This window comes from Paenibacillus sp. J22FR21 (assembly GCF_056269135.1).
The window spans coordinates 112,733-137,069 of sequence record NZ_JBWDNJ010000008.1; the positions used below are offsets into that span (position 1 = coordinate 112,733).

General features: G+C 52.1%; 25 protein-coding genes and 1 pseudogene. 11 read left to right on the forward strand and 15 right to left on the reverse strand.

Annotated features, from left to right (window positions below):
- Nucleotides 1-194: 194 nt before the first annotated feature.
- From AC0YNS_RS25445 to AC0YNS_RS25460, 4 genes are all read right to left on the reverse strand, one after another.
- Nucleotides 195-422 (reverse strand): hypothetical protein, encoded by a 228-nt coding sequence (locus AC0YNS_RS25445; RefSeq protein ID WP_475783735.1) that lies wholly within the window; start codon nucleotides 420-422, stop codon nucleotides 195-197.
- A gap of 121 nt (nucleotides 423-543) precedes the next feature.
- Complete coding sequence (locus tag AC0YNS_RS25450; RefSeq protein ID WP_090984054.1) at nucleotides 544-837, reverse strand: transporter; 294 nt, start codon at nucleotides 835-837, stop codon at nucleotides 544-546.
- 45 nt (nucleotides 838-882) lie between these two features.
- Entirely contained in the window at nucleotides 883-1,218 is a 336-nt protein-coding gene (locus AC0YNS_RS25455; RefSeq protein ID WP_475783736.1) for a hypothetical protein, read from the reverse strand.
- Nucleotides 1,219-1,339: 121 nt separating this feature from the next.
- The gene (locus tag AC0YNS_RS25460; protein ID WP_475783737.1) at nucleotides 1,340-2,323 is read right to left on the reverse strand and encodes a diaminopimelate dehydrogenase; all 984 of its coding nucleotides are present in this window, start codon (nucleotides 2,321-2,323) and stop codon (nucleotides 1,340-1,342) included.
- A 134-nt stretch (nucleotides 2,324-2,457) separates the two neighbouring features.
- On the opposite strand from AC0YNS_RS25460, the gene AC0YNS_RS25465 reads away from it, so the two are divergent.
- Nucleotides 2,458-4,218 (forward strand): ABC transporter ATP-binding protein, encoded by a 1,761-nt coding sequence (locus AC0YNS_RS25465; protein WP_475783738.1) that lies wholly within the window; start codon nucleotides 2,458-2,460, stop codon nucleotides 4,216-4,218.
- Nucleotides 4,219-4,284: 66 nt separating this feature from the next.
- Complete coding sequence (locus AC0YNS_RS25470; protein WP_475783739.1) at nucleotides 4,285-5,244, forward strand: D-2-hydroxyacid dehydrogenase; 960 nt, start codon at nucleotides 4,285-4,287, stop codon at nucleotides 5,242-5,244.
- Nucleotides 5,245-5,279: 35 nt separating this feature from the next.
- On the opposite strand, the gene AC0YNS_RS25475 is transcribed toward AC0YNS_RS25470, so the two are convergent.
- Nucleotides 5,280-5,948 carry a phytanoyl-CoA dioxygenase family protein gene (locus AC0YNS_RS25475; RefSeq protein WP_475783740.1) on the reverse strand — a complete coding sequence of 223 codons (669 nt, stop codon included), beginning with the start codon at nucleotides 5,946-5,948 and terminating at the stop codon, nucleotides 5,280-5,282.
- 112 nt (nucleotides 5,949-6,060) lie between these two features.
- Between AC0YNS_RS25475 and AC0YNS_RS25480 the strand changes: the two genes are divergently transcribed.
- The gene (locus AC0YNS_RS25480) at nucleotides 6,061-6,690 is read left to right on the forward strand and encodes a hypothetical protein (protein WP_475783741.1); all 630 of its coding nucleotides are present in this window, start codon (nucleotides 6,061-6,063) and stop codon (nucleotides 6,688-6,690) included.
- A 23-nt stretch (nucleotides 6,691-6,713) separates the two neighbouring features.
- Nucleotides 6,714-7,163: a YdeI/OmpD-associated family protein gene (locus AC0YNS_RS25485; protein ID WP_475783742.1), complete on the forward strand. Its 450-nt coding sequence runs from the start codon at nucleotides 6,714-6,716 to the stop codon at nucleotides 7,161-7,163.
- Nucleotides 7,164-7,316: 153 nt separating this feature from the next.
- Here the strand turns inward: AC0YNS_RS25485 and AC0YNS_RS25490 are convergent, their stop codons facing one another.
- From AC0YNS_RS25490 to AC0YNS_RS25500, 3 genes and pseudogenes are all read right to left on the reverse strand, one after another.
- Nucleotides 7,317-7,721, reverse strand: a complete 405-nt coding sequence (locus AC0YNS_RS25490) for a sigma factor (RefSeq protein ID WP_475783743.1) — start codon at nucleotides 7,719-7,721, stop codon at nucleotides 7,317-7,319.
- Between the two features lie 93 nt (nucleotides 7,722-7,814).
- A pseudogene (locus AC0YNS_RS25495) lies at nucleotides 7,815-8,265 on the reverse strand (carboxymuconolactone decarboxylase family protein).
- An 877-nt stretch (nucleotides 8,266-9,142) separates the two neighbouring features.
- Entirely contained in the window at nucleotides 9,143-10,549 is a 1,407-nt protein-coding gene (locus AC0YNS_RS25500) for a glycosyl hydrolase (protein ID WP_475783744.1), read from the reverse strand.
- Nucleotides 10,550-10,748: 199 nt separating this feature from the next.
- Between AC0YNS_RS25500 and AC0YNS_RS25505 the strand changes: the two genes are divergently transcribed.
- From AC0YNS_RS25505 to AC0YNS_RS25515, 3 genes are all read left to right on the forward strand, one after another.
- Nucleotides 10,749-11,543, forward strand: a complete 795-nt coding sequence (locus AC0YNS_RS25505) for an alpha/beta hydrolase (RefSeq protein WP_475783745.1) — start codon at nucleotides 10,749-10,751, stop codon at nucleotides 11,541-11,543.
- 117 nt (nucleotides 11,544-11,660) lie between these two features.
- Nucleotides 11,661-11,999 (forward strand): DUF5658 family protein, encoded by a 339-nt coding sequence (locus AC0YNS_RS25510; RefSeq protein ID WP_475783746.1) that lies wholly within the window; start codon nucleotides 11,661-11,663, stop codon nucleotides 11,997-11,999.
- Nucleotides 12,000-12,080: 81 nt separating this feature from the next.
- Nucleotides 12,081-13,409, forward strand: a complete 1,329-nt coding sequence (locus tag AC0YNS_RS25515) for an amino acid permease (protein WP_475783747.1) — start codon at nucleotides 12,081-12,083, stop codon at nucleotides 13,407-13,409.
- Nucleotides 13,410-13,476: 67 nt separating this feature from the next.
- Here the strand turns inward: AC0YNS_RS25515 and AC0YNS_RS25520 are convergent, their stop codons facing one another.
- Genes AC0YNS_RS25520 through AC0YNS_RS25540 form a run of 5 tightly spaced genes read right to left on the reverse strand, consistent with a single transcriptional unit; the run spans nucleotide 13,477 to nucleotide 18,212 of the window.
- A complete protein-coding gene (locus AC0YNS_RS25520; RefSeq protein ID WP_475783748.1) occupies nucleotides 13,477-14,256 on the reverse strand; it encodes an ABC transporter permease in 780 nt (259 codons plus the stop codon).
- Nucleotides 14,253-15,086, reverse strand: coding sequence for an ABC transporter ATP-binding protein (locus tag AC0YNS_RS25525; protein WP_475783749.1), 834 nt, complete (start codon nucleotides 15,084-15,086; stop codon nucleotides 14,253-14,255). The genes AC0YNS_RS25520 and AC0YNS_RS25525 overlap by 4 nt, the downstream gene beginning before the upstream one ends.
- A 12-nt stretch (nucleotides 15,087-15,098) precedes the next feature.
- Nucleotides 15,099-16,154: an ABC transporter substrate-binding protein gene (locus AC0YNS_RS25530; protein ID WP_475783750.1), complete on the reverse strand. Its 1,056-nt coding sequence runs from the start codon at nucleotides 16,152-16,154 to the stop codon at nucleotides 15,099-15,101.
- A 34-nt stretch (nucleotides 16,155-16,188) separates the two neighbouring features.
- Nucleotides 16,189-17,637 (reverse strand): aryl-sulfate sulfotransferase, encoded by a 1,449-nt coding sequence (locus AC0YNS_RS25535; protein ID WP_475783751.1) that lies wholly within the window; start codon nucleotides 17,635-17,637, stop codon nucleotides 16,189-16,191.
- Nucleotides 17,638-17,663: 26 nt separating this feature from the next.
- A complete protein-coding gene (locus tag AC0YNS_RS25540) occupies nucleotides 17,664-18,212 on the reverse strand; it encodes a MarR family winged helix-turn-helix transcriptional regulator (RefSeq protein WP_475783752.1) in 549 nt (182 codons plus the stop codon).
- Between the two features lie 380 nt (nucleotides 18,213-18,592).
- On the opposite strand from AC0YNS_RS25540, the gene AC0YNS_RS25545 reads away from it, so the two are divergent.
- Together AC0YNS_RS25545 and AC0YNS_RS25550 are read left to right on the forward strand one after the other, a co-directional pair.
- On the forward strand, nucleotides 18,593-19,480 hold the full coding sequence (locus AC0YNS_RS25545; protein ID WP_475783753.1) for an ATP-binding cassette domain-containing protein: 888 nt from the start codon (nucleotides 18,593-18,595) through the stop codon (nucleotides 19,478-19,480).
- Nucleotides 19,477-20,268, forward strand: coding sequence for an ABC transporter permease (locus AC0YNS_RS25550; protein WP_475783754.1), 792 nt, complete (start codon nucleotides 19,477-19,479; stop codon nucleotides 20,266-20,268). The genes AC0YNS_RS25545 and AC0YNS_RS25550 overlap by 4 nt, the downstream gene beginning before the upstream one ends.
- Before the next feature lie 46 nt (nucleotides 20,269-20,314).
- Here the strand turns inward: AC0YNS_RS25550 and AC0YNS_RS25555 are convergent, their stop codons facing one another.
- Nucleotides 20,315-21,103: a TetR/AcrR family transcriptional regulator gene (locus AC0YNS_RS25555; RefSeq protein WP_475783755.1), complete on the reverse strand. Its 789-nt coding sequence runs from the start codon at nucleotides 21,101-21,103 to the stop codon at nucleotides 20,315-20,317.
- Nucleotides 21,104-21,299: 196 nt separating this feature from the next.
- Between AC0YNS_RS25555 and AC0YNS_RS25560 the strand changes: the two genes are divergently transcribed.
- Both AC0YNS_RS25560 and AC0YNS_RS25565 read left to right on the forward strand, forming a co-directional pair.
- Nucleotides 21,300-22,133, forward strand: a complete 834-nt coding sequence (locus AC0YNS_RS25560; RefSeq protein ID WP_475783756.1) for a helix-turn-helix transcriptional regulator — start codon at nucleotides 21,300-21,302, stop codon at nucleotides 22,131-22,133.
- A 110-nt stretch (nucleotides 22,134-22,243) separates the two neighbouring features.
- Nucleotides 22,244-23,254 carry an ABC transporter substrate-binding protein gene (locus AC0YNS_RS25565; RefSeq protein ID WP_475783757.1) on the forward strand — a complete coding sequence of 337 codons (1,011 nt, stop codon included), beginning with the start codon at nucleotides 22,244-22,246 and terminating at the stop codon, nucleotides 23,252-23,254.
- Nucleotides 23,255-23,311: 57 nt separating this feature from the next.
- Here the strand turns inward: AC0YNS_RS25565 and AC0YNS_RS25570 are convergent, their stop codons facing one another.
- On the reverse strand, nucleotides 23,312-24,124 hold the full coding sequence (locus AC0YNS_RS25570; protein ID WP_475783758.1) for a CPBP family glutamic-type intramembrane protease: 813 nt from the start codon (nucleotides 24,122-24,124) through the stop codon (nucleotides 23,312-23,314).
- Nucleotides 24,125-24,337: the final 213 nt, after the last annotated feature.

Below are 24,337 nucleotides of genomic sequence, written 5' to 3' on the forward strand. Positions count from 1 at the left end.
ACGCTCCTTTAGATGATAAGTGCTCGAATTTGCATTTTTCTGCTGAAAGTTTGTATTTTTATACATTGTAAACGCGTGGTTAATAGAATACCAATTAATTAATCTTTGCGGACTGATAAAATACATTTATAACCTAAATGTGAGAAAACCTGCCATATAGTCATGGCAGGTCATATGACATCTATGCTGAAGGGCTATCTTTTACGAGGCTTCGGGCCTCTCATGGAGCGGCGGATGAGCATCGGACCAACCGCGCTTCCCACCATTGCTGCATAGAAGGAATGGAGGGGCAGCTTGATCAAATAGTACAATACGGTACCTCCAATAATATCGATCACGACGAACTTCTTGATTTCCGACATCGGTACGACCACAACGATAAACTCTTGCTTGCTCCCCATTACATAGATCCCTGCTTTCATCGTAACAATCTCCACTTGAAATTGTATTTGCAGCGAGCTTGTCAGATTCCATGACAATGAAAAACCCGGGAACTCCCGCACGCGAGCAGCGAGGGGCTTCCGGGCTCAGCAATCTTGCGATTCAGAAACAAGTAAAGGCATCGATTCGGTTAAGGTCTAAGCCGGTGTACATCCAGAAGAAGCCGTTCCAACGAAATCCGGAAACCGAAGTCCGACCGAGGAAGACCGGATAGAACCAGAAGCCCTGCCCGCTGCGCGGCCATATATAGGTTTGGCGGAACATACAGCGGGAGATCGCTCCCGGATCAACAGCAAGCGTCGAAGTAGTAAGGGGTTTGGGAGGAACCATTTGCGGCGGCGGTGAACTTGGGGGCTGCTGCATACCCTGAGGTCCGACCGGTGGCATAAAAGCCATGCTAATCACTCCTTTGTGGTTGACTGTCGACTGCAAACTACAAGCTTAAAGCAGCGAGATGGCCAGAAGATTAAACAGAACCAGAGGCAGGATTACGTTACTGTATGTCTGCTGCTGTGGCGGGAAACCCGGGCTGGGGAAGAAACCGCGACGGGCGCCTTCATTCGACAGGCAAATGTAGAGAATACTCCTGTCGCAATGGACGATATGTCCTTCGAACACATCGCCGTCCATCGTTTCAACCTTAACCAGCCGGTGTGCGTGATTCGCGCATAGCTGATGAAGATGATCTTTGACGGATTGCAGCGTGTGATGAACTTTGGAGTCGCATTGATAGATCGGCTTTAGCTCTTGTTGCACGGACTTATTTTGCGAGCTCATGATTGATAACCTCCATTTTGAACATGAATTATCCTATGCAGAGGCCTAGCTGGGCGTGAAAAAACCGCCTCTCCGAATGTGATCGAAGAGGCGGTTTATAGTAGCTGACAGAGCTTGGAAACTAGAGCAGCTCGCGGCGGAGCTGTTCAGCTGATTTCGGGGATAGGTAGCCGATTGGCAGGTCGAAGATCGTCTTCGCGCCTTTGCTGCCCTCTTGGCTTAAACGGTAGCCCGCTCTCGCGCAAGCCACCAGCACGCTTGCCGTAAACTCGGGATTGCTCTCGAGCGTAAGGCCGAACTCAATGATTTGTTTCGTGCCAGCGCCCGTAATCCCGCTGCGAATGACGAATCCGCCATGCGGCATGCCTTGGTGCTCAGCTTGCAGTTGTTCTTCGCTAATGAACGTCACCGTCGTGTTGTAATCCGAGAAATAGTTCGGCATGTTCACGATGGTTTGTGTAATTTCTTCTTTATCCGCGCCTTCTTCAGCAACAACGTAGCATTCACGCAAATGTTTGTCGCGAGTTGCCAGCTCCGGGGTTTCACCCGAGCGGATTTGATCGATGACTTCTTGAACAGGCACGGTGTATTGAACGCCTGCTTTGACACCGGGTACGCGGCGGATCGCATCGGAGTGACCTTGGCTTACGCCTTTGCCCCAGAACGTGAAGTCTTTACCAACCGGCAGAATCGCTTCTGCAAGAAGGCGGTTAAGAGAGAACAGACCCGGATCCCAGCCTGTCGAAATAATGCTGAGCGTACCGGCTTGCTGCGCGGCAGCGTTGACCGTTTCGTAGAACTCAGGGATTTTGGCATGGGTATCGAAGCTGTCTACCGTGTTGAACATGCTTGCAATAACAGGTGTTTGCTCAGGAAGATCGGTAGCCGAACCCCCGCAGAGAATCATAACATCGATAATGCCTTTGTATTGCTCAGCTGCCGAAATATGTTCGAAGCGGACGCCTTCTCCGCCGGTCATTTGCTCAGGCTGTCTGCGGGTGAAGATCGCAGTAAGTTCCATATCTGGATTTTGAACGATTGCTTTCTCAACGCCTCTGCCGAGGTTTCCGTAACCTACAATGCCAATTTTGATTGCTTTACTCACTTCAAATTCCTCCTAATATGGGGTATTCTGCATGTATGGATGATCTTTATTAAGTATAAAGATATTACATGGAATGTAAACTATTTCTTTTGAAAATGCCCAAGAAAGTAGTAGCTAGAGACGGAGGTAACGGATTGAGCACATCGACCAGGAGCGTCACGGGCCTGATTCGCAGACAGGGATTCCGGCAATTTTTAGAGCTTTGTAAGCGCTACAAATATTTATATCTGGCCGTTCTGGTGCTGCAGCTTGGCGGTACGGGGGCTGCACTCCTGCTCGCGGAGCTGAGCAGAAGGATCTTCGACGGCGGCACGGAGCTGTCTCATGCAGAGCTTGTCCGATTAATCATCGGCATAGCCGTGATGGTCATGCTAGGCTTGTTCTTCTCGCTGGGAGCAAGGATTTGCAACCAAGTCGTAAACACCAATATTGTGTTCAGAATGAGGCAGATCATACTGCGGCAGCTAACCAATCTATCGCTGAAGTACCATGAACGCACCCACAGCGCTCACACGCAGAATATTCTCTTTAATGAGCTGGAAGTGTTCAAGCATTTTATCGTATTCGATATGCTTCGACTGATTTCACTGCCCGTATCATTCGTCGCTGTCGGCATCTATTTGTTTACGGTTAATCCGCTGCTCGGAGCCATCGCAGTTCTTGTAGGTCCGTTTCAGCTGCTCAGCAATCTGGTGATGCGAGGGAGATTCAAGGATCTCATTGCAGAACAGCAGGCCAACGGGGGCGAAGTGTTCTTCCATATGGATGAGACACTCTCGGGCATTCGAGAAGTGAAAATGAATCAATTAGAGCAGTCGGTATTTGCGAGGTTCGAGAAGGTGTGCAAGGAGGGTATCCGGCTCTGGGTTTCCGTTGAGAAAATGGAGGCGTTTCGCGAGTTTACAAGGCTCATTCCGGAGAAAATCGGGTATCTACTAGGTATTACCGTTGGTGCTGTTCTGATGGTGAACGGGGATATTGGCCCTGGTGCGATCATTGCCTTTCTTACGCTGCTCGATAAGGTTAGCGAGCCTTTCGTCAGCATAACCGCTATCATTAGCTCGCTGCAGAGAGTGTCGGCCGGAGCGGAGAATCTGCTTACAGTCATGGAGATGGCACCTGAAGTGAAGGATCGAGGAAACGTACTTCCGGCAAAGCCTTGCTCCATTCGCTTCGATAATGTCTCCTTCTCTTACGAAGAGGATCGTCCGGTCCTTCATAACGTCAGCTTCGAGATTCCGGCTGGCAAATCCGTAGCGCTGGTCGGCCCAAGCGGCAGCGGGAAGAGCACGTTGATTAAACTGCTCTACCGGTTTTATGAGCCGAGCGGCGGCTCGATTCGACTGGATGAACGTCCAATTGAGGCGTTTACGATCGCATCGCTGCGGGGGCAGCTGGCCGCGGTTACTCAAGATGTGTATTTGTTCGATGGCACGATTCGGGAAAATATTGCGATTGGGTTCGCGAATGCGACGGAGGCGGACATCCTTCGAGCTGCTGAGCTGTCACAAGCGGCGTTTATTTGGGAGCTTCCGGAAGGGCTGGATACGTTGGTTGGGGAGCGGGGCATTAAGCTATCCCATGGGCAGAGACAGCGCATAGGTATAGCCAGAGCTGTTCTTCGGCGGGCGTCGGTCACCATTCTGGACGAGCCCACCTCTGCGCTTGATGTGGAGACAGAAGCGATGTTTCAGAGTGATCTGCCGAAGTGGGCGGGAGCTAGTACCAAAATCATCATTGCCCATCGGTTAACGACGATTCGCGATGTCGATTTCGTGATTTTTCTGGAGAATGGACGCGTACAGGAAATGGGCTCTCCTAAGGAGCTGCTGCAAGCGAAAGGGCGGTTCTCGGATTTCTGGAGAAACCAGCATATTCATGAGTTTGTGAGCTGACGCAGACAATGCAGGCAATGCAGACAATGCAGACAATGGACAACAAACAAGGAGGCATTCTAACTTATGACAACGATACTTTGTTTACAAGAGCTTACTTCGGAGCAGCAAGCGGCAGTGCGACAGGCGGCACCGAGTGCGGCGATTATTTTCGGCGGGAAGTCCGCGGCGAGCGATCAAGATTTTCGCGAAGCGGAAATTATTCTCGGATGGGATAAGAGGGTGACAGAGATTGCGCTGCAGGAGGGCTCGAAGCTGCGCTGGGTGCAGAGCTGGTCGTCGGGGATCGACAGCTTGCCGCTAGATCGGCTGGAAGAACGCGGCATCTTGCTGACGGATGCCAGCGGCGTGCACGCCAGATCGGTGTCCGAGACGGCAGTCGCCATGATGCTCGGGCTGTCGCGCGGCATTGCCGCGGCCGTTCGCAATCAGCGGACAGGCCTATGGGAAAGCCCGGATACGCTTGCTGAGATGAACGGCGGCACCGTAGCGATTGTCGGCGCAGGCGAAATTGGCCGCGAAGTGGCGCGGATCGCTCGCGCGTTCGATATGCGCGTCATTGCCGTTCGCCGATCGGGCGGCCAGATGCCGGAAGCGGACGTCGTTTACGAGACGTCGCGTCTTGATGATGCACTGCGGGAAGCGGATTATGTCGTCAATATTTTGCCGCTCACGGGGGAGACGCAACATCTGTTTCATGCTGAACGCTTCGCCGTGATGAAGCGTACGGCTTATTTTATCAACGTGGGGCGCGGGGCGACCGTAAGAACGGAGGATCTCGTTGAGGCGCTGGATAAAGGCGTTATCGCCGGTGCGGGACTTGATGTGTTCGAGGAGGAGCCGCTGCCCGCGGATCATCCACTATGGGCGATGCCCAGCGTGATTCTCACGCCGCATAATGCCGGCGGGCTGACGGTTCGCAACGGGGAGCGGCTCGTGAAGCTGTTCCTATCGAATTTGGAGCTGTATTTGTCCGGGAAGGCTGCTGATTTGCGCAACTTGGTCGATTATAAGAAGAGGTACTAACGAATGAGCCGCATCGGCAGCGGCGGCGATGAGCGTTACTTCAGCGCGAAAGCAGCTTTGGCCCATGGATATTCGGGATCCGGCTGGGTTCCGTCTTTGTAGGTAGAGATAAGCGCCCAGCGGTCTGCGCCGGACGTGTTGGAATACGAGGCATGCAGCAATAAATCGTGGAACACGATGGCGTCTCCCTTGGTTGCAGCGAAATCGACGACCTGCGAAGCGTCGATCTGATCCTCATTTAAGCGATGAACGAACCCGTTGTTATCCGCGGCGTCACCATCATGGCTGACTGTCGATCGATGGGAGCCGGGAAGCACTCTCAAGCAGCCGTTAGCCGGGGTCGCATCGTCAAGCGCAATCCAAACGGAGAATTTGTGACTGCCGTGCCAGTAGGAATAGTCTTGGTGCCAAGGTGAACCGAAGTCCGTGCTCGCATTCTTGAAGACGACCTTGTCGTTCATGAATAGGACGGAATCGCCGATGATCGCTTTCAACGCGCGAGCCAGTTCGGGTGTCCGTGCGGCATCCTTGAACAATTCGCTTTCGGACGCTAATCCGAGGAAAACGCCGCTTTTATCGACATCATGTCTTGCTAGAATCTCGGCTGCTTCCGCCTTTAAGGCTTGCACCTCTTCTTGCGAATAAAGCTGCTTCAGAATGAAATAGCCTTGTCGATCGAACTCTTCTTTCATGGCTGTTGTCATGCTCATTGCCTCCTAATCGATATGATGCGGAATGAATGGCAAACCGTGCTAAAGGGCGCTATAGTATGAATGGTAAAGCAACCGGATAATGGTGTAAAGGGGCGATACCGACATGCAGTTGTTTCGGATGCAGGTGGAGTCGGAAGGCAAGAACGGGTTATCTGAATTTGTGGAAAATCATTATATAAGCTGCGGCAGACCGGGCATCGGGGATATGAGCGACATGACCAAAACAGAGCTGAAAGTGAAGCTGGCTGAAGGTTATGGGCTGGGTGGAGCCGAGCTGGAACGCGAAGCAGAGGCGCATTACTGTTTCGCGCAAGTCATGCAGGACGGCGATTACATCATCGTAAGGGATAGCGATCGCATGTATCTGGGCGATCTCGGCGATTATTATTATCTCGATGATTTCGACAACGCGCAGGATCAGATCGGGCATAGGCGCGGCGTGACTTGGCTGCGAAGCTTGCATAGCGAAGAGCTGCATCAGGAGCTGCTTGGTTTTCTGGAGCAGGAAGGGGAGCTTGGCATGTTCGGGCGAGCGGTTGGCAAGGAGCAGCTTGAACGGCTGCTGATGACCAAACAAGCCGGAACGAGGCTGGTCGACGAAGCGACCATTCAGGAAGCGCTCGACATTCTGAAAGCAGCGATGCGAGGCGAGGATGCAGTTCGGCGGGAACAGGCTGCAGTTGCGATATTGCAGTTTGCTAGGATGGAGCGGCAGGCGGCGGTCAGAGAATAGTGGATGATAAGGAGGCGAAGGGAATGAAATTTCGAACGGTAGTCGAGCTTGGCGGCAAGACCGCAACCGGGCTTGAGGTGCCGAGTGAAGTAGTGGTGTCACTTGGGACAAGCAAGAAGCCGGCTGTTAAGGTGAAGATTGGCTCGTATAGTTACCGCAGTACGGTTGCTACAATGGGCGGACGCTTCATGCTTCCGCTCAGCGCGGAGCATCGCCAAGGCGCCGGTGTTGCGGCAGGAGAAGAAATTGAAGTCGAGCTTGAGCTGGATACCGAGCCTCGGGAGCTTGAAGTGCCTGGAGATTTCGCTGCTGCGCTCGGCGATGCACCGGCATCCCGCGTATTCTTCGACGGCTTGTCTTACAGTAACAAGCGCAGAATCGTACTTTCCATCGACGGTGCGAAGACGGCCGAAACCAGGCAGCGGCGTATCGAGAAATCTGTGCAGGCGTTAAGCGAGAGCCGCATTCCATAGGAACCAAGCAGAGCTGCCGAGGCGTGACCTCAGCAGCTCTGTTTCTGATCAAGCCCGCTAATGCGCGTAAGCTTCTCGGGGTTAGAGACCATATAAACAGCTCTAATGGCGCTGAAATCCTCACTCGGTTCGAACACGAGCGCAAAGGGAGGTCTATTCTCCCGCTGCAGAAGCAGTCCTTGCTGGCCGCTGATCGATACAAGGTGGAGCTGCCCGATAAGGGAGCCTTTGCTGAATGACGCGCGCAAGCGGCGTATCCGCAGCCGCGGTGCCAAGCTCGATGACAGGCTCCGGCAGCCAGTGGCCCGTGTAGCTCTCGCGATTGCGCGGCGCTGCTTTCATTACATTGAGCACGCGGTTGGTAACCATTTTGACCAGGTAGGCTCTCGGATGAGTCATATCGAGCTTGCCCAGCTTACTTATCGTGACGAACACATCTTGAACGGCATCCTCGGCCTCACTCATTGAGCCGAGCATGCGATAAGCAATGGAGGTAAGCAGCGTCTTGTGCTCGCGGTATAATTGTTCCGCTTCCAACGTGTGATCGATCGACGTCAAGGCGCATCACCCTCCGATTCTAGATGCATTTTATCAAGATAAGAGCATGAAAGAAAGCCACCCGTGGCGGGGTGGCTTGTCAGATTCGTTCACTTATTTCGCAAAACAGTCCGGGTACATGCCTGTAGCAATCGCGATCCGGTTCCAGCCGTTGATTGCATTGATGGCGAGCAGCAGGGCAACAAACTCGCTTTCGTCGAAGTGCTTAAGGACTTCGTCGTACACGTTCTGCGGCACGCCGCCTTCGGAGATCAGCGTAACCGCTTCGGTCAATCCGAGTACGGCACGTTCCTTCTCTGTAAATTGAGGAGATTCACGCCAAACGACGATCAGGTTTAGCCGACGCTCGCTTTCACCCATGTTCCCGCAAATCGGTTGTATGCATATCCACGCAGAACGCGCAGCCATTGATTTGGGAAGCCCGGATTTTGATGAGCTCATAGATTACCTTGTCTGCAATTAACTCCTTTGCCGTTCCATCTAGTTGTTGCATCGCCTGGTAAGCTGTTGGGTTGGCTTTGGATGCGTTCATTCGTAAGTTCATATCGATTCCTCCCGTGGATTCTAGTCGAATTGGTTATTACATCTATTTAGACAATTGAAGCTCTTATTCTGTGACAGTGCCGCCACCTCGGATGCAAAAAAAACTCCGAGCGCGCTCGGAGCCTGTCTGCCCGAGAAATTCTTGGGCAGACTGCGTAGCCCCGAAGGGGCTGCTGGCTGAGCAGTTCAGGAGTGCGGAATGTTCTAACGAGCCGTACGGGGCTTATTTGCCCAATGATGGCTCCGAAATAATGCTAACGAACGACCGTGGAGGGGCTATTTGGTGGATTTTGAGTTTTTGGGACCGGATTATCCCCAAATAAGGCCTCCTCCACGGTTCGTTAGATTTTCGTTGCCCCGAAAATTGACCTATTAACGCCCTAACAGTTCGTTAGATTTTCGCAATTATCGCACGACACTATGCCATATCCGAAAACTGGTCTTCAAGGTAAACTTCGTCCCGTCATCTCGAGCAAAGGTACCAAAGTGTTAGGGTACGAGATCACACCTACTGCATGACTCGACGTTAGCATGCACGGAGTACAATACAATCTCGCTTTTCATGCCTCGCGTGGTATGTGAAATGTATGGAGTACAAGTCAAATCTATATATGTACGGAAAACATCTAATTTTCAGTAGTTCAATTGTATGGGCTGCACGTTAACTACATACACTTCCACAAATTCTCCGTTTGAAGTGTAGTTTTTACATCACAAGGGGTTTGTCGGAAGGGAAGAGTATCTGATTTCCCTAGGTACTTTCCAATTGAATTAGGGGACTTAATAGCAAGCAAAAAGCGAAACCTACCATTTTGAACAAATGTAGGTTTCGCTTCAGCCTAACTTCGAGCGGGCGCGCTCAGAGACTTATTGTTCAGCTATTGCTGCTCCCCAGCTTCACCGACATCTCTCCAATTCGGAAGTCGATCAAGCGTAATGCAGCTCGGATGATGATAGACCTTCTTCAGCTGTTCGTCAGTCGTGGATTGACCATCAAGCACGAAGCCTTCGCCCCATGTCATGTACCACAGCCAAGGCGTGCGGCTCGCGAGGAGCTGATCCGGATCCGGAATCGATCCGTTCTCACCGAGTGCAATGAGCTTCTTGCCCCCGGCCAGCGCGTCCACTTGCTCGAACGGCTTGCGCAGCGGTCCGTAATTGGCCGACGGCGCGTAGATGTCGCAGCTGTCGATGTCGGTTTCGCCTTCTCCCGGATACCACTCCTCCACATGAGAATTCCAGACCCAAATCAAGTTATGAAGCTGATGCAGATTCGTCAGTCGATCGTACAGCAATCGCCATAGCTGCTTGCATGGCTCGGCACCGAATGCTCCCCACCAGAACCAAGCGCCGTCAGCTTCGTGCAAAGGACGCCATAGCACAGGGACATTGGCATCTTGCAGCTTCTTCAATTGCTCCGCAACGGCATCGATATCAGCCAGCAGCAGCTGATGCTCTTGCGAATCAGACTGCAAAGCGAGCGGAAGGTTAAAATCGGTGTTCTTCGTGTAGAACGTTTTGTCCGTCCCGCCGGTTGGCGCATACCAGTGCCAAGTCAAGGTTACGATCCCATTATGCACGGTTGTCCACTCGATAGCGGATTCGATGGAGCCTTTGTTCTCTGCAATTTCGAGCAGTTTATGCGGGGTTGGATCTGCTGTTTCGGTAGCATGCGTATAGCTGATCAGATCAAATCCGCGAATGGCAGGCTGTTTGCCGGTCACACGCTCGATATAAGTGAATTCCTTCACGGGTGTAAACCCCGAAGCGGTATGCTGACCCGTAAGGAGGCTGCTGCCGAACTGGCTGTTCAAGTAGTTCCACAGCGACACGGTTTCTGTCGTAGCATTAGGGTTAATCAATTGGCGCGGCGTACGGCTGAGCTCGGGCGTGTCCGCTGCGGACAACAGGAAACAGTCGACTTCCACGCCGCTGTCCCAGGCTTTGAGCATGGCAAGCGTATGTGTGCCAGCCTCTAGAAAAACGCTGCACTGACGCTCCGTTACAAATCCTTCGGTCGGACGAGATCTTACATAGCCGTAGCAATTGCCATCGATGAGGAGCGCGTTGGAGCGATAGCCGTCCGGTACGGAATAACGGACACTAAGCTCATAGAAGCCTCCCTCCTGAATCTGTACATCAACCTCCAGCCAATCTCCTTCATTCTCCGTGCCATTCACGTAACCGGCTCCGCTGTAACCGGGTGTCTCCTGTGCAACTGCAACGCCTTGCAAACGGCCTTCGTCGGCCTGAACGACAATCGAACAACTTGTTCTTGTTTCCATCGGATAGCTCCCTCAATTGTTGGAATGGATTATTGTTCTTTCACTATAGCTGAATTTAATTGTCGGTTGAATGTACATATATCAAATGGAAGTACCGCCATGTAAAGCACCCCGAAGCCGCTTCGGACATAGACTAGGCTATAAACCAATGCTATGTACGAAAGGAATAAAGGTCATGTATCTCGATATAAGGAATAGCGTGAGTGAGTGGATTCCCGGTTGGCAGCATGTGATGGAGCAAAGAGCAAAGGAGCGCGAGCAGCCGCTTACCTTCGTTCTCGTCCACGGTTCATGGGCGGATGCCAGCTTCTGGAATGGGGTTGCCGTCATGCTCCGCAGGATGGGTCATCGCGTATATACCCCTGAGTACCCCGGCCATGGGAGCGATCCAAACAAGAATGTGACGCATGCCATGATTACGCAAGCGGTAGTGGATTTCATTATCAAGAATAACTTGCGCGATATCATATTGGTCGGGCACAGCTTCGGCGGATCGGTCATCCAGAAGACGGCGGAGCAGGTTCCCGACCGCATCAAACGGCTCGTCTTTATGGATGGTTTCGTGCTTGGCGACGGGCAATCGGTGGTGGATCAGTTTCCGCCTCCTGTGCAGCAAATGTTCGAGCAGCTTAGACAATCCTCGCCGGATGATGCGCTCGTGCTGCCGTTCCCGGTCTTCCGCGAGCTGTTCACGAATTTGGCGGACCTGAAGCTCGCGCAGCAGCTGTACAGCGAAGCGAAGTCGGAGCCGGCGAAGCCTGCCTTTGAGAAGCTGGACTTGAAGAAGTTCTACAGTTTGAACATCCCGAGAAGCTATCTCTATCTCACGGAAGATAATTTGCTGCCGCAGGGAGAGGGCTACGGCTGGCATCCGCATATGTCGAGCCGACTTGGCGTGTTCCGGCTGATTCGATCGCATGGCGATCATATGACCTTCTTCAGAACGCAGCCTGCACTTCTGGCGCAGAAGCTGTATGAGGCATCGAGAGATTGAGAAGCATACAAGAGCAGAGCGACGGTGTTGCTGCTGCTCTTTTTTGCTAGATGCAAGGGAGTGTATTTATTCGGTAGAATATGATACAATATGTATCTAAAATAAGGAGGTGGTACGATGCCCGCTCGAGCGAAAGTTGCTATCAGGAGCTTGCGTCCGGGTAAAAGCACGTTGACATGGCTGGTTGTTTTATCTTTTTTTGATGCATTCGCGACAGATATGGGCATTCGATTGCGCGCGATCAGGGAAGCGAATCCGTTTGCTGCTTATTTGTACGAGACCGATCCGACCGTCTTCTACGCGTATAAGATTATGTTGCCGTTACTTCTGTTCTATTTGATACAAAATGTATCAGAATCGTCCTTTATCAAGAAATGGATTCTCATCGTGACCCTCATCTACGCTCTGCTCGCCATGTATCATCTCGTATGGATGCTCCTAGCTTTTGTGCTCTAACAATGCGCTCTCGATACACCGCAACTTCTCCACTATACCAGAGCATACTAATGCGATGATTAGACGTGGAGGGTACTTGGGATGCATAAAAGATTAGCATGGTGGCAGCTTTCGCTGATCGGAATGGGCTCGATTATTGGAGCAGGCTTCTTCCTAGGGAGCGGTCTGTCGATTGGGATAGCGGGGCCATCTGTGCTCATCGGTTACATCATTGCGGGCGTTGCTACTTTTATCGTATTTGCTGCTTTGGCCGAAATGACCGTGAACGACCCGCAGCCGGGCTCGTTCCGGACCTATGCGAGATTGGCTTTTGGCCGCTCGGCGGGCTTCATGTCCGGATGGATCTACTGGCTGGCCGGCGTATTAATTATGTCCAGCGAAATCGTAGCGCTGTCTACCTTCACGCAATATTGGTTCCCTAATATCCCGCTGGGCGTCTTTTCCGTGGTCTATGCCGTGCTTGGGTTTGGCATTAACTTCATGGGTGTGCGTAACTTCGGAGCCACCGAGTCGGTGTTTGCCGTCATTAAGCTGTCCATTCTAATCCTGTTTATCTTGTTTGGCGTGCTGTTCCTGTGTGGTTTGATCGCTGCTTCGCCTCAAGTGCCGATTCAACCTATTGGGGTGCATGACTGGTTCCCGCACGGCTTTAGCGGTCTGTGGTCTGCTATGATTTTTGTCTTCTTCTCGTTCGGAGGCATCGAGGTCGTCGGCGTTACGGCTTCGGAATTGAAGCGCGGGGAAGAGATTGCGAAGGCGGGGCTTACGCTCCTGATGGTGCTGGTCGTGGTCTACGTGCTTGCCTTGTTCGGGGTACTCAAAATGACGGAGGCGTCTGCAATCAACGACGCAACCAGCCCTTTTGTAACGGCGCTTTCTGGTTTTCACATTCCCTATCTCGGCACGCTGTTTAATCTCGTTATCATCAGCGCAGCATTCTCTACCATGGTCGGGGCGTTATTCGGTGTTAGCCGGGTGATGGTCTCGCTTGCGGAGGATGGCGATGCCCCGCGTTCACTGAAGCAGTTGAATTCTCGCGGCGTCGCTGCAAAATCACTCTGGATTACAGCGGCTGCCCTGACTGTCACCATTGTCTGCTCGTACGTGCTGCCTCATACGATGTATGAGTATGTGAGTACGGCGGCCGGGGCCATGCTCATTCTGAACTGGATTCTCATTCTTGCTTCTTCGCTCAAATTACGCAGCCGCAACCGCTATGAAGCGGCAAGCGGCAAGCTTCGAGCCTTATCGCATCCCTATGGTGCCTATATCGGAATGGTGCTAATTCTGGTCGCAATCTCCGGCGCGCTCCTGCATCGCAATGAACGCATTGGACTCGGCCTCAGCTTAGCGTTGATCCTGCTCGTATTCATGGCATCCAGAATGGTGTGCGGTAACAAGCGCCGCTGAAGCCCTTCATGGTTGACAAACCCAAAGCCGTGAACTGACCTCACAGTCAGCATCACGGCTTTTGTTATCATCGGCGGTTCGGTGCGGAGCTGACCACGCCATATCGATATAAAGCTTTTCGCCCAATCCATCCGACTATCCGATCCGTAATGAACCCCATGAGGCCAAGGCTGATCAAGCCGACAAAAATCCAATCCGTACGGAAGAACAGTCTGGAATTCCAAATCAGAAAGCCGACGCCTTCATTCGCCGCTATCATTTCTGCACCGATAATGGCCATATAGGAGGTACCCATAGCCAGCCGAATGCCGGTGAAGATATAAGGGGTGGTCGCGGGGATGACGACATGCAGCACAATCTGCCATTCGGAAGCGCCCATGCTGCGTGCCGAACGTATTTTGTCCTCTTCTACGGAGAGTACGCCGGTTAACGTATTCATGATGACGATAAATAGAGTCGCGTACATAATTAAGGCGATCTTCGACTGCTCTCCGATCCCGAACCAGACCAGAAACAAGGTAATGAAGGCAATAGGCGGAATGAACCGAATGAAGTTGAGAAAAGGCTCTGCGAAAATGCGTATGGCCGTTACTTTGCCAATCGTCAGCCCAATCGGAATGGCGAGAAGACTGCCGAGCGCCCAGCCGGTAAAGACTCTGTAGAAGCTGATGCCGATATACTTCATGAGAGAGCCGTCGGAGAGCAGCTCCTGTGCGCCTTGCCATGTCGCTATGGGACCGGGGATAATCTCCGGCCCATAGATCCAAGCGCCAACCTGCCAGGCGAAGAATGCCAATACCCACAGTAACGGGAGGGTAATCCATTTATTGCGCCATGTTTGCTTCATGGGTGCAGCCCTCCTTCAAGCTCAGCATCGAAGTGAGACTGAATGCGCCTGTGCAGCGATTGAAATTCCGATGATGACGCGTCGCGGGGATAGGCTAACGGGATGTCATAGATATCCGAGATGTTGGCATTCGGTCCGGAAGACATGACGGCAATACGTCCGCCAAGCAGGATGGCCTCTTGGATATCATGCGTTACGAAAATAACGGTTTTGCCCGTCTCCCACCAAATTTGGCTGAGCTCCTTCTGCATCGTCCGCCTAGTCATGGCATCGAGTGCCCCAAACGGTTCATCCATCAGCAGAATAGCAGGGTCATTGGCCAGAACGCGCGCCAGCTGCACACGCTGCTTCATGCCGCCGGACAGCTCGCGAGGGAATTTATTCTCGTGGCTGAATAGACCTACAAGACTGATGAATCGATCCGAAATCACTTTGCGCTGCTCCTTCGGCATCTTTTTCATTTTGAGTCCGAATTCTACGTTCTGACGTACGGTCAGCCATGGGAAAAGGGAGGAATCGGCCTGCTGGAAGACGACCGCCCGTTCACGGCCGGGCTTATCGATCTCGACATCGCCAACGCGCAGATTGCCGCCGGTCTTGGATACGAACCCTGCAATGATGTTCAGCAGCGTCGACTTGCCGCAGCCGCTCGGGCCAAGCAGGACGAAGAATTCTCCGCCTTTGACGACCAAGTCTATATCTTTGATGATATAGTGGACGGCACCAGGTTTGTGGTCGGCGTAGCTTTTGTTCAGCCGTTCTATCGTAATGGTGTTGGATAACGAAGACGATGATGTAGAAGAAGTTGAAGACGAAGTTGCTGCGGACATCGCTATTCCCCCTTATTGGCCGTAAGTAACACGGTCCGGCAGTGCTTGCTTCACGCCATCCAGACTCAGCTTGGCCGTGAGGTCGAAGTCTTCTTTAATGATGCCGACTTTGACCATATAGGCTTTTTGACTGGATAAGCTCTCGAAGGATTCTTGCTTGAAGCCAATCTCCCAGTTGTTCGTCGGCAGATCGCGAATCGTGGCATCCTTGGGCTGCTTCACTTCTTTATAAAGAATATCTGCCGTTTCTTCCTGATTGGCTGTGATATATGCAGATGCCTCATCGAGGGCGAGCAAGAAGTTTGAAATCGCCTGCGGATGCTCCTGAATCAAGCTGTTCGGCGCTACGATGCCGCCGCCAATACGCACCTTCGTCTTGGACATATCCGTCAGCTCGTGAACCCCTTCGATGGCTTGAAACTTGCCGATCATGGCGGCGCCTACAATCCAAGTTGCATCTATTTCCCCTTTCTTGAGCGCTACATAGGCTTCGTCGAAGCCGCCTTGCCCAATCTGCTTCGTGTCCTCCAGAGCAATGTTATTCTCCTTCAGATATTCATCCCACAAGTAGGGGAGGAACGTTCCTCGCAATGTACTGAGTTTCTTGCCGGCCAGATCGGATACTTGCTTCACGTCATCTCTGACGAATAGCTTCCACTGGGAGGCGGCGAGATCCGTATTGGTCCCTGTAGCTGCAATAATGGAGTAATCACCCTTACTTACGGCATTTAAGACCGGGAAATCCGCTCCAAAGGCGACATCGGCTTGTTTGATGAAGAGGGAGTTGATCCCTTCAGCCGGCGTGGCAAACGTAATGATCTCCGCGTCTATGCCATACTTGTCGAAGAAACCTTTATTCTTAGCGATTCGGAATACGGGATTGGTCAGAATATCGGCAATCTTAATCTTGACCGGATCAGACTTCACGGCCTCCGATTGGGAGGTGTTCGCCGGTACTGCGTTCGTATTCGCGGCTTTCTCCTTGCCGCACGCACTCAGCACGACCGTTAATAATAGGGTGGCTATCAGTAAGCTGTATAAGGAACGATTCTTTTTGGCTGTTTTCATGTAGAACCCCTCACTTTTCTATTGTGGAATCAAACTAGGAATCCTGTCCCGCCGGTTTCTCGTCTGTACTGGCTACGCAGAATGCACCTTCCTCGAAGGAACTTGTGCCTGCGATGGTCACAATGGAGCTGGACCCTTTCGCTGCAGCGCCAGGTACACGGTAATCGGCGATATCGATCGGCAGGATCGCTTCTTCCTCCGGTTTGGACAGCTGCGGTACCCACTCGTAAGGCACACGGTAAGCGCGGTAGACCATGTTCGAATTGCGTTTGTTCTTATAAGGGGAAATGTACTCCCATACTAATTCATGCTTGCTTGTCACTTCGAAGATTCGCCCATCGGCGCCTTCCGTAATGAGCGTATTGCCGTTAGGCAGCCGCTGTGCAGAGCTGATGTAAGGGCTATAGAAACGATAAGAATCAAGTGGTGCTAGGTAGCCGGCTTCAGTCGGCGTATATTGCCATTCAATCTGAAGGGAAACCGGATTGATTTCGAGAATGCGCGAGTGATCGCGAACCGCGTTCTTCTGGCCATAAGGAGAAGCGGGATTAGGAAGACCGTAACCGGCCCAGCCGCCATTATCGAACACAAGCAGATTGCCTTCGCCGGGAAGCCCGTTTGGGATGATGTGGGCGTGATGCTGACCAATGATCCAGCCGAGATGCTTGAACTCCGGTTTCGAGAAATCCGGGCCCAGCTGCCAGACGATCTTGCCTGTTTGTCGATCCGTAATGGCCGTAATGTTCGATTCTCTCGCATCCCAGATGATGTTGTCCGGGTGGAAACGCTCATCACCAGCATCATAGAACTTGTTCGGGCCAACCCATGACGCGGAATTAATGTGCATCCAATCGCCGCCTGTATCATTGCCGAAATGGCGGCCATTCGGATCGCGGAACAGGACGTTCTTCGCTGCCTCGTCGAAGCCGAGTTCTTCGAAGTGGTCGCTGACCGCCCACTCCCAAATGATATTGCCTTCCCAGTCCACCTCGATAATCGTGTCGTCCAGCAGCACTTTATCGGAAATTTCAGGCTTGGAGACGTTCTTGTGGGCGAGGATGAGCGTGCGCCCGCCGTCAGTCTTCGGTTCCTGTCCGGGCGCATAATAGCCGACCGGGTTGCCTTCGCGTTGATAGTCATGATGTGCTCTGGCCATCCATTCCGGCTCGTAGCCGGGATCTTCTATCAGCTCATAGCGGTTAAAGCGCCACACGATATTGCCATCCCAATCTACCTGCACAACGTCAGCTTCATCCTGGAAGCCGTATCTCGGATCTCTCTCCTTGGTGCTTCCGGTTACGAAGCCGCCTGGCAGAATTTTGTTCGGGAAGCCGCGGAGTCCTTGCCACAGATGGACTTCCTTGCCGCTCATGTCGATTAGAAGCGCGCCGGTTTCAGCTGCTTGATAGATGGTGTATCCGCTCCATGCTTTCTCCGGTAAGTAGACGGTTGTTCCTGTCGGGTGAATAGTAGGGTGTCCCATGTTCATCTCTCCTCTGATAAGTTGGATTAGTAATGCAGGTACCGGCTTGGTTGTACCGGCGCCGGCTTAGTCTTAGGGGTGTCGTCTTCTTGCGGTTTCGCAGGTTTGTTGACGAGGCTTAGCACTGTCTCTGCGAAATGCTCCAGATTGTCGGTAATTTGGGTGTATGTAGTCTTCTGTGCGTCGAGTTCATGCTTTGTGAATGAACCGAATAGGAGGGTGATGCACTGTTTCCCAACATCTTGATTCCGTGCCAATAAGGCACGTCCTTCATCCGTAATATCGAGCAAAATAGTGCGTCGATCTTCCGTCCTGCGATGACGTTTCGCGAAGCTCTTCTCTTCGAGTTTGTCGCAAAGTGCTGTGATCGCTCCGGAGGTCAAATCGAGTTGTTCCGCCAGATCGCCAAGCTTCTGCTGTCCATCGCGGACGAGCTTGTGCAGGATAAGGATGCCGGGTAATGCAATCCCTTCAATGGAGACCTTGTCACGTTCCTTAATAAACTTTCGAACCATCCGCCTAAAGAGCCAATCAATTTCCTCCAGCTGTTCCCATGTAATGTCAGTGTCCACCATGTTCTCCTTTCCGCAGCAATCTTCCTTAAGAGCGCCAAAAAAGGCCGCAACGTCATCCCGAGTGAAGGGAACTGTTGTGGCCTTTGGTTATCCAATCGGCATATGCAATTACTTTAGTGCTAAAATAATGACCGCTAAAGGATCATGAGTTGATACTAATCCAATAATTCCAATCAGTCAAGTGGGTATTAATATTTTATTTGAATTATTCATTATTTGATGGCTAACACTCACCAATTACAGCAAGTCCGATGGTTTTAAGAAGAAAGGTCCAAGTTGTATCCGAAAAGATGCACCGGGCCTTTTTTTCTTGTTGTAAATTAACTGTGTACATAATATACTGATTACACAATACACAATTAATGAGGGGATGATGATAAATGGCAAAGCTTGCAATAGAAGCCGCCGGGCTGCGTAAGAACTTCGGCAGTCAAACGGTGCTGGACGGTATCGACTTGGCGGTCGCGAAAGGGACGATCTTCGCGCTGCTTGGCCCAAACGGTGCCGGCAAAACGACACTTATTCATATTCTATCGACCTTGATCGAACCAGATGACGGCAGTGCGCGAATTGAAGGGTATGACATTGTGGCAGATAAGAAAGGGGTGCGCCAGTCGATTGGGTTGACCGGCCAGTTCGCTGCAGTGGATGAGGTGTTGACGGGGGCGGAGAATGTGAACATGATGTGCCGCTTGTCCGGATTGTCAGCAGCGGAAAGCCGCGTCCGCACGGCGGAGCTGCTCAGAAGCTTCGATCTGGAAGCTGCTGCAGGCAAACGCGTGAAGACCTATTCCGGGGGAATGCGCCGGAAGCTGGATCTTGCAGTCAGTCTTGTCGTGCACCGGCCGGTGCTGTTCTTGGATGAACCGACGACGGGGCTAGACACGGTGAGCCGCCGCGCACTCTGGGCGAATATTCAGCAGTTGAAGGAACAGGGGATCACGATCTTCCTGACGACGCAGTATTTGGAGGAAGCAGATCAGTTGGCCGATCAGATCGCGGTCATAAACCATGGGCGAGTAGTCGCGTCCGGGACAGCGGCCGAGCTGAAGGCGCGTGTGGGCGGCGAAGTCATCGAGCTGCGCAATAAGGACAATGAGCTGCTTCGAACCTTGCCAACGAGCGGGACCATCGTTGATGTGTGGCAAACGCTTGGAAGTGTCGTTCATTCCTTCCCTGAAGGCACGCAGCTCAGTATCCGCAAGCCGAGCATGGATGATGTTTTCTTGGCGTTAACGAGCATGGAGAAGGAGGCGTCACCGGCATGAGAACCTTACAGCAACGGGCACCGAAGCCCGCTTCCTTCGGCGTGACTAATCTTGTCTTCATCGGACGCAGTCTCCGTCACAGTCTGCGCAACGTCGAGTCGCTGGTGATGGCGATTATGCTCCCCGTTATGCTCATGTTATTGTTCACGTATGTGTTCGGAGGGGCCATCGACCCTTCGGGCGACTATGTCGATTACGTTGTACCGGGCATCATCTTGTTGTGCGCAGGCTTCGGTTCTTCCAGCACCGCAGTCGATGTCGCGACAGACATGACGAACGGCATTATCGATCGATTCCGCACGATGCCGATTCGTTCACTAAGCGTCGTCGTTGGACACGTGGTCGCGAGCCTGGTCCGTAATTTGCTTGCGACCTGTATCGTCATCGGCGTTGCGCTGGCCGTGGGCTTCCGCTCGGACGCAAGCGTGTTAGAGTGGGCGGGTGCGCTTGGCGTCATCATCCTCTTCATCCTGACGTTCACGTGGTTATTCGCCGCGATCGGGCTGGTGACCGGAAGCCCGTCGGCCGCAAGCGGCTACGGCTTCGCGCTGCTCTTCCTTCCGTATCTGTCGAGCGCCTTCGTGCCGACCAGTACGATGCCTTCATGGCTGCAAGGTTTAGCCAATCATCAGCCGATCACGCCGGTCATCGAGACCATTCGCGGACTGCTCTCGGGCACGCCGATCGGAGACAACGGCTGGTGGGCGATCGGCTGGTGCACGTCCATCCTGATACTGGCCTTAATATGGTGCACGCTCGCGTTCCGCCGGAAGGCCGGCCAGCGATAAAATAAAAAGCAGCGATTCGAGCCAATGAGCTCTAATCGCTGCTTTTTTACATTTGACGTCGTACCTCAAGATACTGCTCGATACCATCAAGTATACGCTCCAGCCCAAAGGCCAAATCGTCTCCAATCGGACTCTCAACCTCACCTGTATAGGCGCCTGACATGACGATCGGATGCAGGTCCGGGAAGCTGCTCTCCGTAATGAGCTGCTTCAATGCGGCCGTGTAGCTCAATCCGCTGAAAGTCGAGAAGCTGTCGCCCGCCTTGATGACCAAATCCATATCTCTGGCAATCATGCCGCATGCCCTCGCATAGCTGCTAATCAGGAGCACGAAAGACATTTTCTCAAAATCATTAACCGGGAAGTCACGCATAATGCGAAGCATCCAATCAATAATGCGAAGATTGCCGGGCATCATAGGGACGCTGCGAATGGGGATATCGGCGAACCAGGGATGATCCCGAAAGACAAGGATACAGAATTGCACGTAGTCCTGCATTTCCTCGCGCCAATGTTTCTTGGGCGCGTCCGAATCCGCTTCAGGTGGGGGAGGACAGACTCTATCCTGCATTAGAAGCAGCAAATCCTCTTTGCTGGTTATGTATCGGTAAAGGGACATCGTAGTGAAACCGAGCGCTCCGGCAACGCGGCTCATCGATACGGCGGACAGACCGTCTTGATCGGCAATCGCGACAGCGGTGTCTACGATTAAGGGAATGCTAAGCTCGCCTTTAGGCCCTCGGCGTGATGGCTTAATAATCCCCCAGCTCAGTTTGACGCTCTCCGGTAAGCTTTGAATCGCTTCGTCATCATTGTGTTCCTTATTGTCGGACATTGCCTTTATTCCTCCATCAGCTTAGCGCTTTCATAAGTGTATATGTAGTAAACAGTATATCATAATTTTCGGCCACAGAGATGGTGCTGGGCCGCACTGCGGGTACAACTCTCGATTCTCTCGGCTGCTCGACCAGTCGTCTCGTAAGCTTGTACATTTTGTTATATGATGGGGAGAATGAAGGGAGTGGATACACATGGCCTACAGCTATGAAGAGCTGGCAAGAGGGTTTGTTCATACATCTGTTGATCTGTTTGGCGTGTACCGGACACAGCTTGAAGCGAACGAAGTATACAGCGGGCATGTGGACAAGCCGACTTCGAAATGCGCGATTATTTGCGCCCTTAGCGGAGCTGCCGAATTTATCTTCGATGACGAGGAGCGCTACCGGCTGGAGCCCGGCAAAATACTGATTGGGGGAGCGGGCAGAAGGCTTGAGATCATCGTGGGAGACAGCGGCTTTCAATATAACATCGTGCATTATATGCCAAACACGGCGGAAGCAGTGCCGGGGAGCTTAGAGCGTAACCATGATATTACGCTGCTGGAGGTTACGGTAGATCCTGAGCTGCTGCGATTGCAAGAGCAGCTGCTTCAAGCCGCTTCGGCTCCTGACAATATGGGAATGCTTGCGAAGAAGTCGTTGTTCTACCAATACGTAGCCAAGCTGCTTCAGTCTGAGCGTAACCGCCAGAACAAAGACAGCTACTCGGTAATCGACGACGCGCTCGGACATATTCATGACCACTTCATGGATTCGCTGACGCTTGCCGGGCTAGCTGAGCGCTATCAACTGAAGCCCAAATACTTCTCTTATTTATTCCACAAATATACAGGCACCGGACCAATCGATTATTTGATTCATTTCCGCATGAACAAAGCGCATGAGTGGCTGCTGACCGAGCAGGTTTCGGTATCGGCCGTTGCGAAGAGCGTCGGATACGCAGACCCGTATTACTTCAGCCGGTTGTTCAAGAAATATAAAGGCATAGCGCCAAGTATGGTCGGTCATCTGCATCAGAAGAAATAGTCCATTGAAGAGTCGGGAATTTCTCTATTCTATTATTCCGCGTCTGATGGTACTCTTTTAGTTGATAATGAGAATCGTTATCGAGATGAATAGAAGAGGGGAAGCTTGACATGCACCTGAGAAAACAATCTTATTTGGTACTAATCGCTCTGTTGAGTTTGGCTTTGATCCTGAGCGCATGCTCCGGTTCGAATAATAATGGAGCGTCTAATGCTGCGCCGAGCGGTGAAGCGGAGGAGAGCAACAACGCGTCGACCAGCGCATTCCCGCGTACCATCGATGCAGCGAATGGCCAAATCGAAATTACCAAGAAACCGGAAAGAGTGGCAGTGGTACATTGGGGTTATATCGACTCGATTCTGCTGTTTGATCTGAAGTCGGCTGCGCTTGCGCTTCCTTTCACGGAGAAGTCATCGGCGCTGCATACGGACAGCTATAAGCCTTATGTAGACAAGCTGGGTGAAATGGTCGTCGTTGGCGAGAATACAACGGTTAATATGGAGGCTTTGCTGAGCTATAACCCGGACTTGATCATCGCCGGTAACAGCATCAACGCTGAAGTTACGGATCAACTGGAGAAGATCGCAAAGACGGTCGTTATTGATGAAGCCAAAACAGATATATGGAGCAACTGGCAGGCGGTCGTTACGAAGTTCGGGGAAATCCTCGGACAAGAGGATGTTGCGAAGCAATACATCGACAATTACAATGCGAAACTTCAAGATGTCAAAACGAAATTGGCGAAGGTAGAAGGAACAGTAGCATTCGTCCAAGTTCGGAACAATGCGGTATGGCTTGGCGGAACGAAGTATTTGACGCAGTATTACGGAGGCGGACTTGGCTTGAAAGCGCCGAACGATCCGGCTATGGAGGAAGGCGTAGAGCTTTCGCTTGAGGGTTTAAGCAAGCTTAATCCTGATCACCTCTTCCTGGGCTACTTCAATTACGTCGACAAGTCGCAGCCGGCAATGACAGACGATTGGGAGAAGAATACCGTCTGGAAAAGTCTGAAGGCTGTTCAAAATAAACAAACCTACGCCATTAACGGCGAGCTGGCTATGGGCTACGGTCCAATCGGCAACAGCTACGGCGTGCAGGCTGTACTTGAAGCTTTAGAATAGAAACGATTCCGGTCTACATAGACAAGCGTCTCTCATGGGAGAGACGCTTTTTTGTGCTTACAAGGGACTCGGACTCTTCTTCGGGTTGTACTTCAGGACGCTTGCTGCCATATAGACCGCTGTAACAGCAATGATGACGATAAGCCAACTGTCATGAAGCTCATCGAACCAGTTGAAAGCAGACGTTTTGACAAAAGCAAAGAACAGCACATTGAAGGAGCACCCAATGAGAATTACCGACCAAATCGAACGCAGGCGGAGATACATGTAGCCATACAGGAAACCTAGCGGAATGCCAAGCAGCTGCATGGCGATCCCTCCCGGCTGTAGAGCGGCAATAATAATGGAAACGAGTAGAACCGCCCAGAAGACGGCCACATTGCGGCGTGCTTCATTGAAGAGGATGCCCATGAACAAGACGATCTCAAGCGTGGTGTTGATAACGGCAGAGATGATGAGGTAGCCGGTCGAAACGTCGGCATATTGATCCGTGAAGGCTGCCAGCTCGCTTACTCCTTGATGGAGCAGGAGTTTGAGGGAGGCGGTGAAGAAGAAGGCAAACCCGATGCCGACGGTGATCATATGTACGGCTCGTAAGGTTGAAATCGGCAGATACTGCTGCATCCGTAGGAAGCCGGGCGGCGGTGTCTGCGGTACGATCAGCCTATATTTCACGCGATAGGCCAGATAACACAACAAGGCGGACAGCCCCAGCACGATAAAGACTTGCGCAGGCAATTGTTCGCCCTCCCCGAAGGTTCCCCACCCGAGCAGCGGATTTACGGCCGCATTGTAGATCACAATCGCGGCAACTATCATGGCCACATACAGCGCTACATTCGCAAGCATGCCAAGGTATCGTCTCATCATTCAGGTTCGCCCCTTTAACTGCTTTCCACATTTCGAAGGTTCAAGACAACATATTCGTGGAACGGAGAGTCTATGCTGGGATGAAGGCATTTTCTACCACGTTGCATGAGGTAAATTCTACTAACTGTAAATCTCGTAAATAGCATTGTCTGGATGTCGAACATAATGGGAAGTTCGAGCGGATGTTATCGGTTACTCGGGCTAAAATCGCTG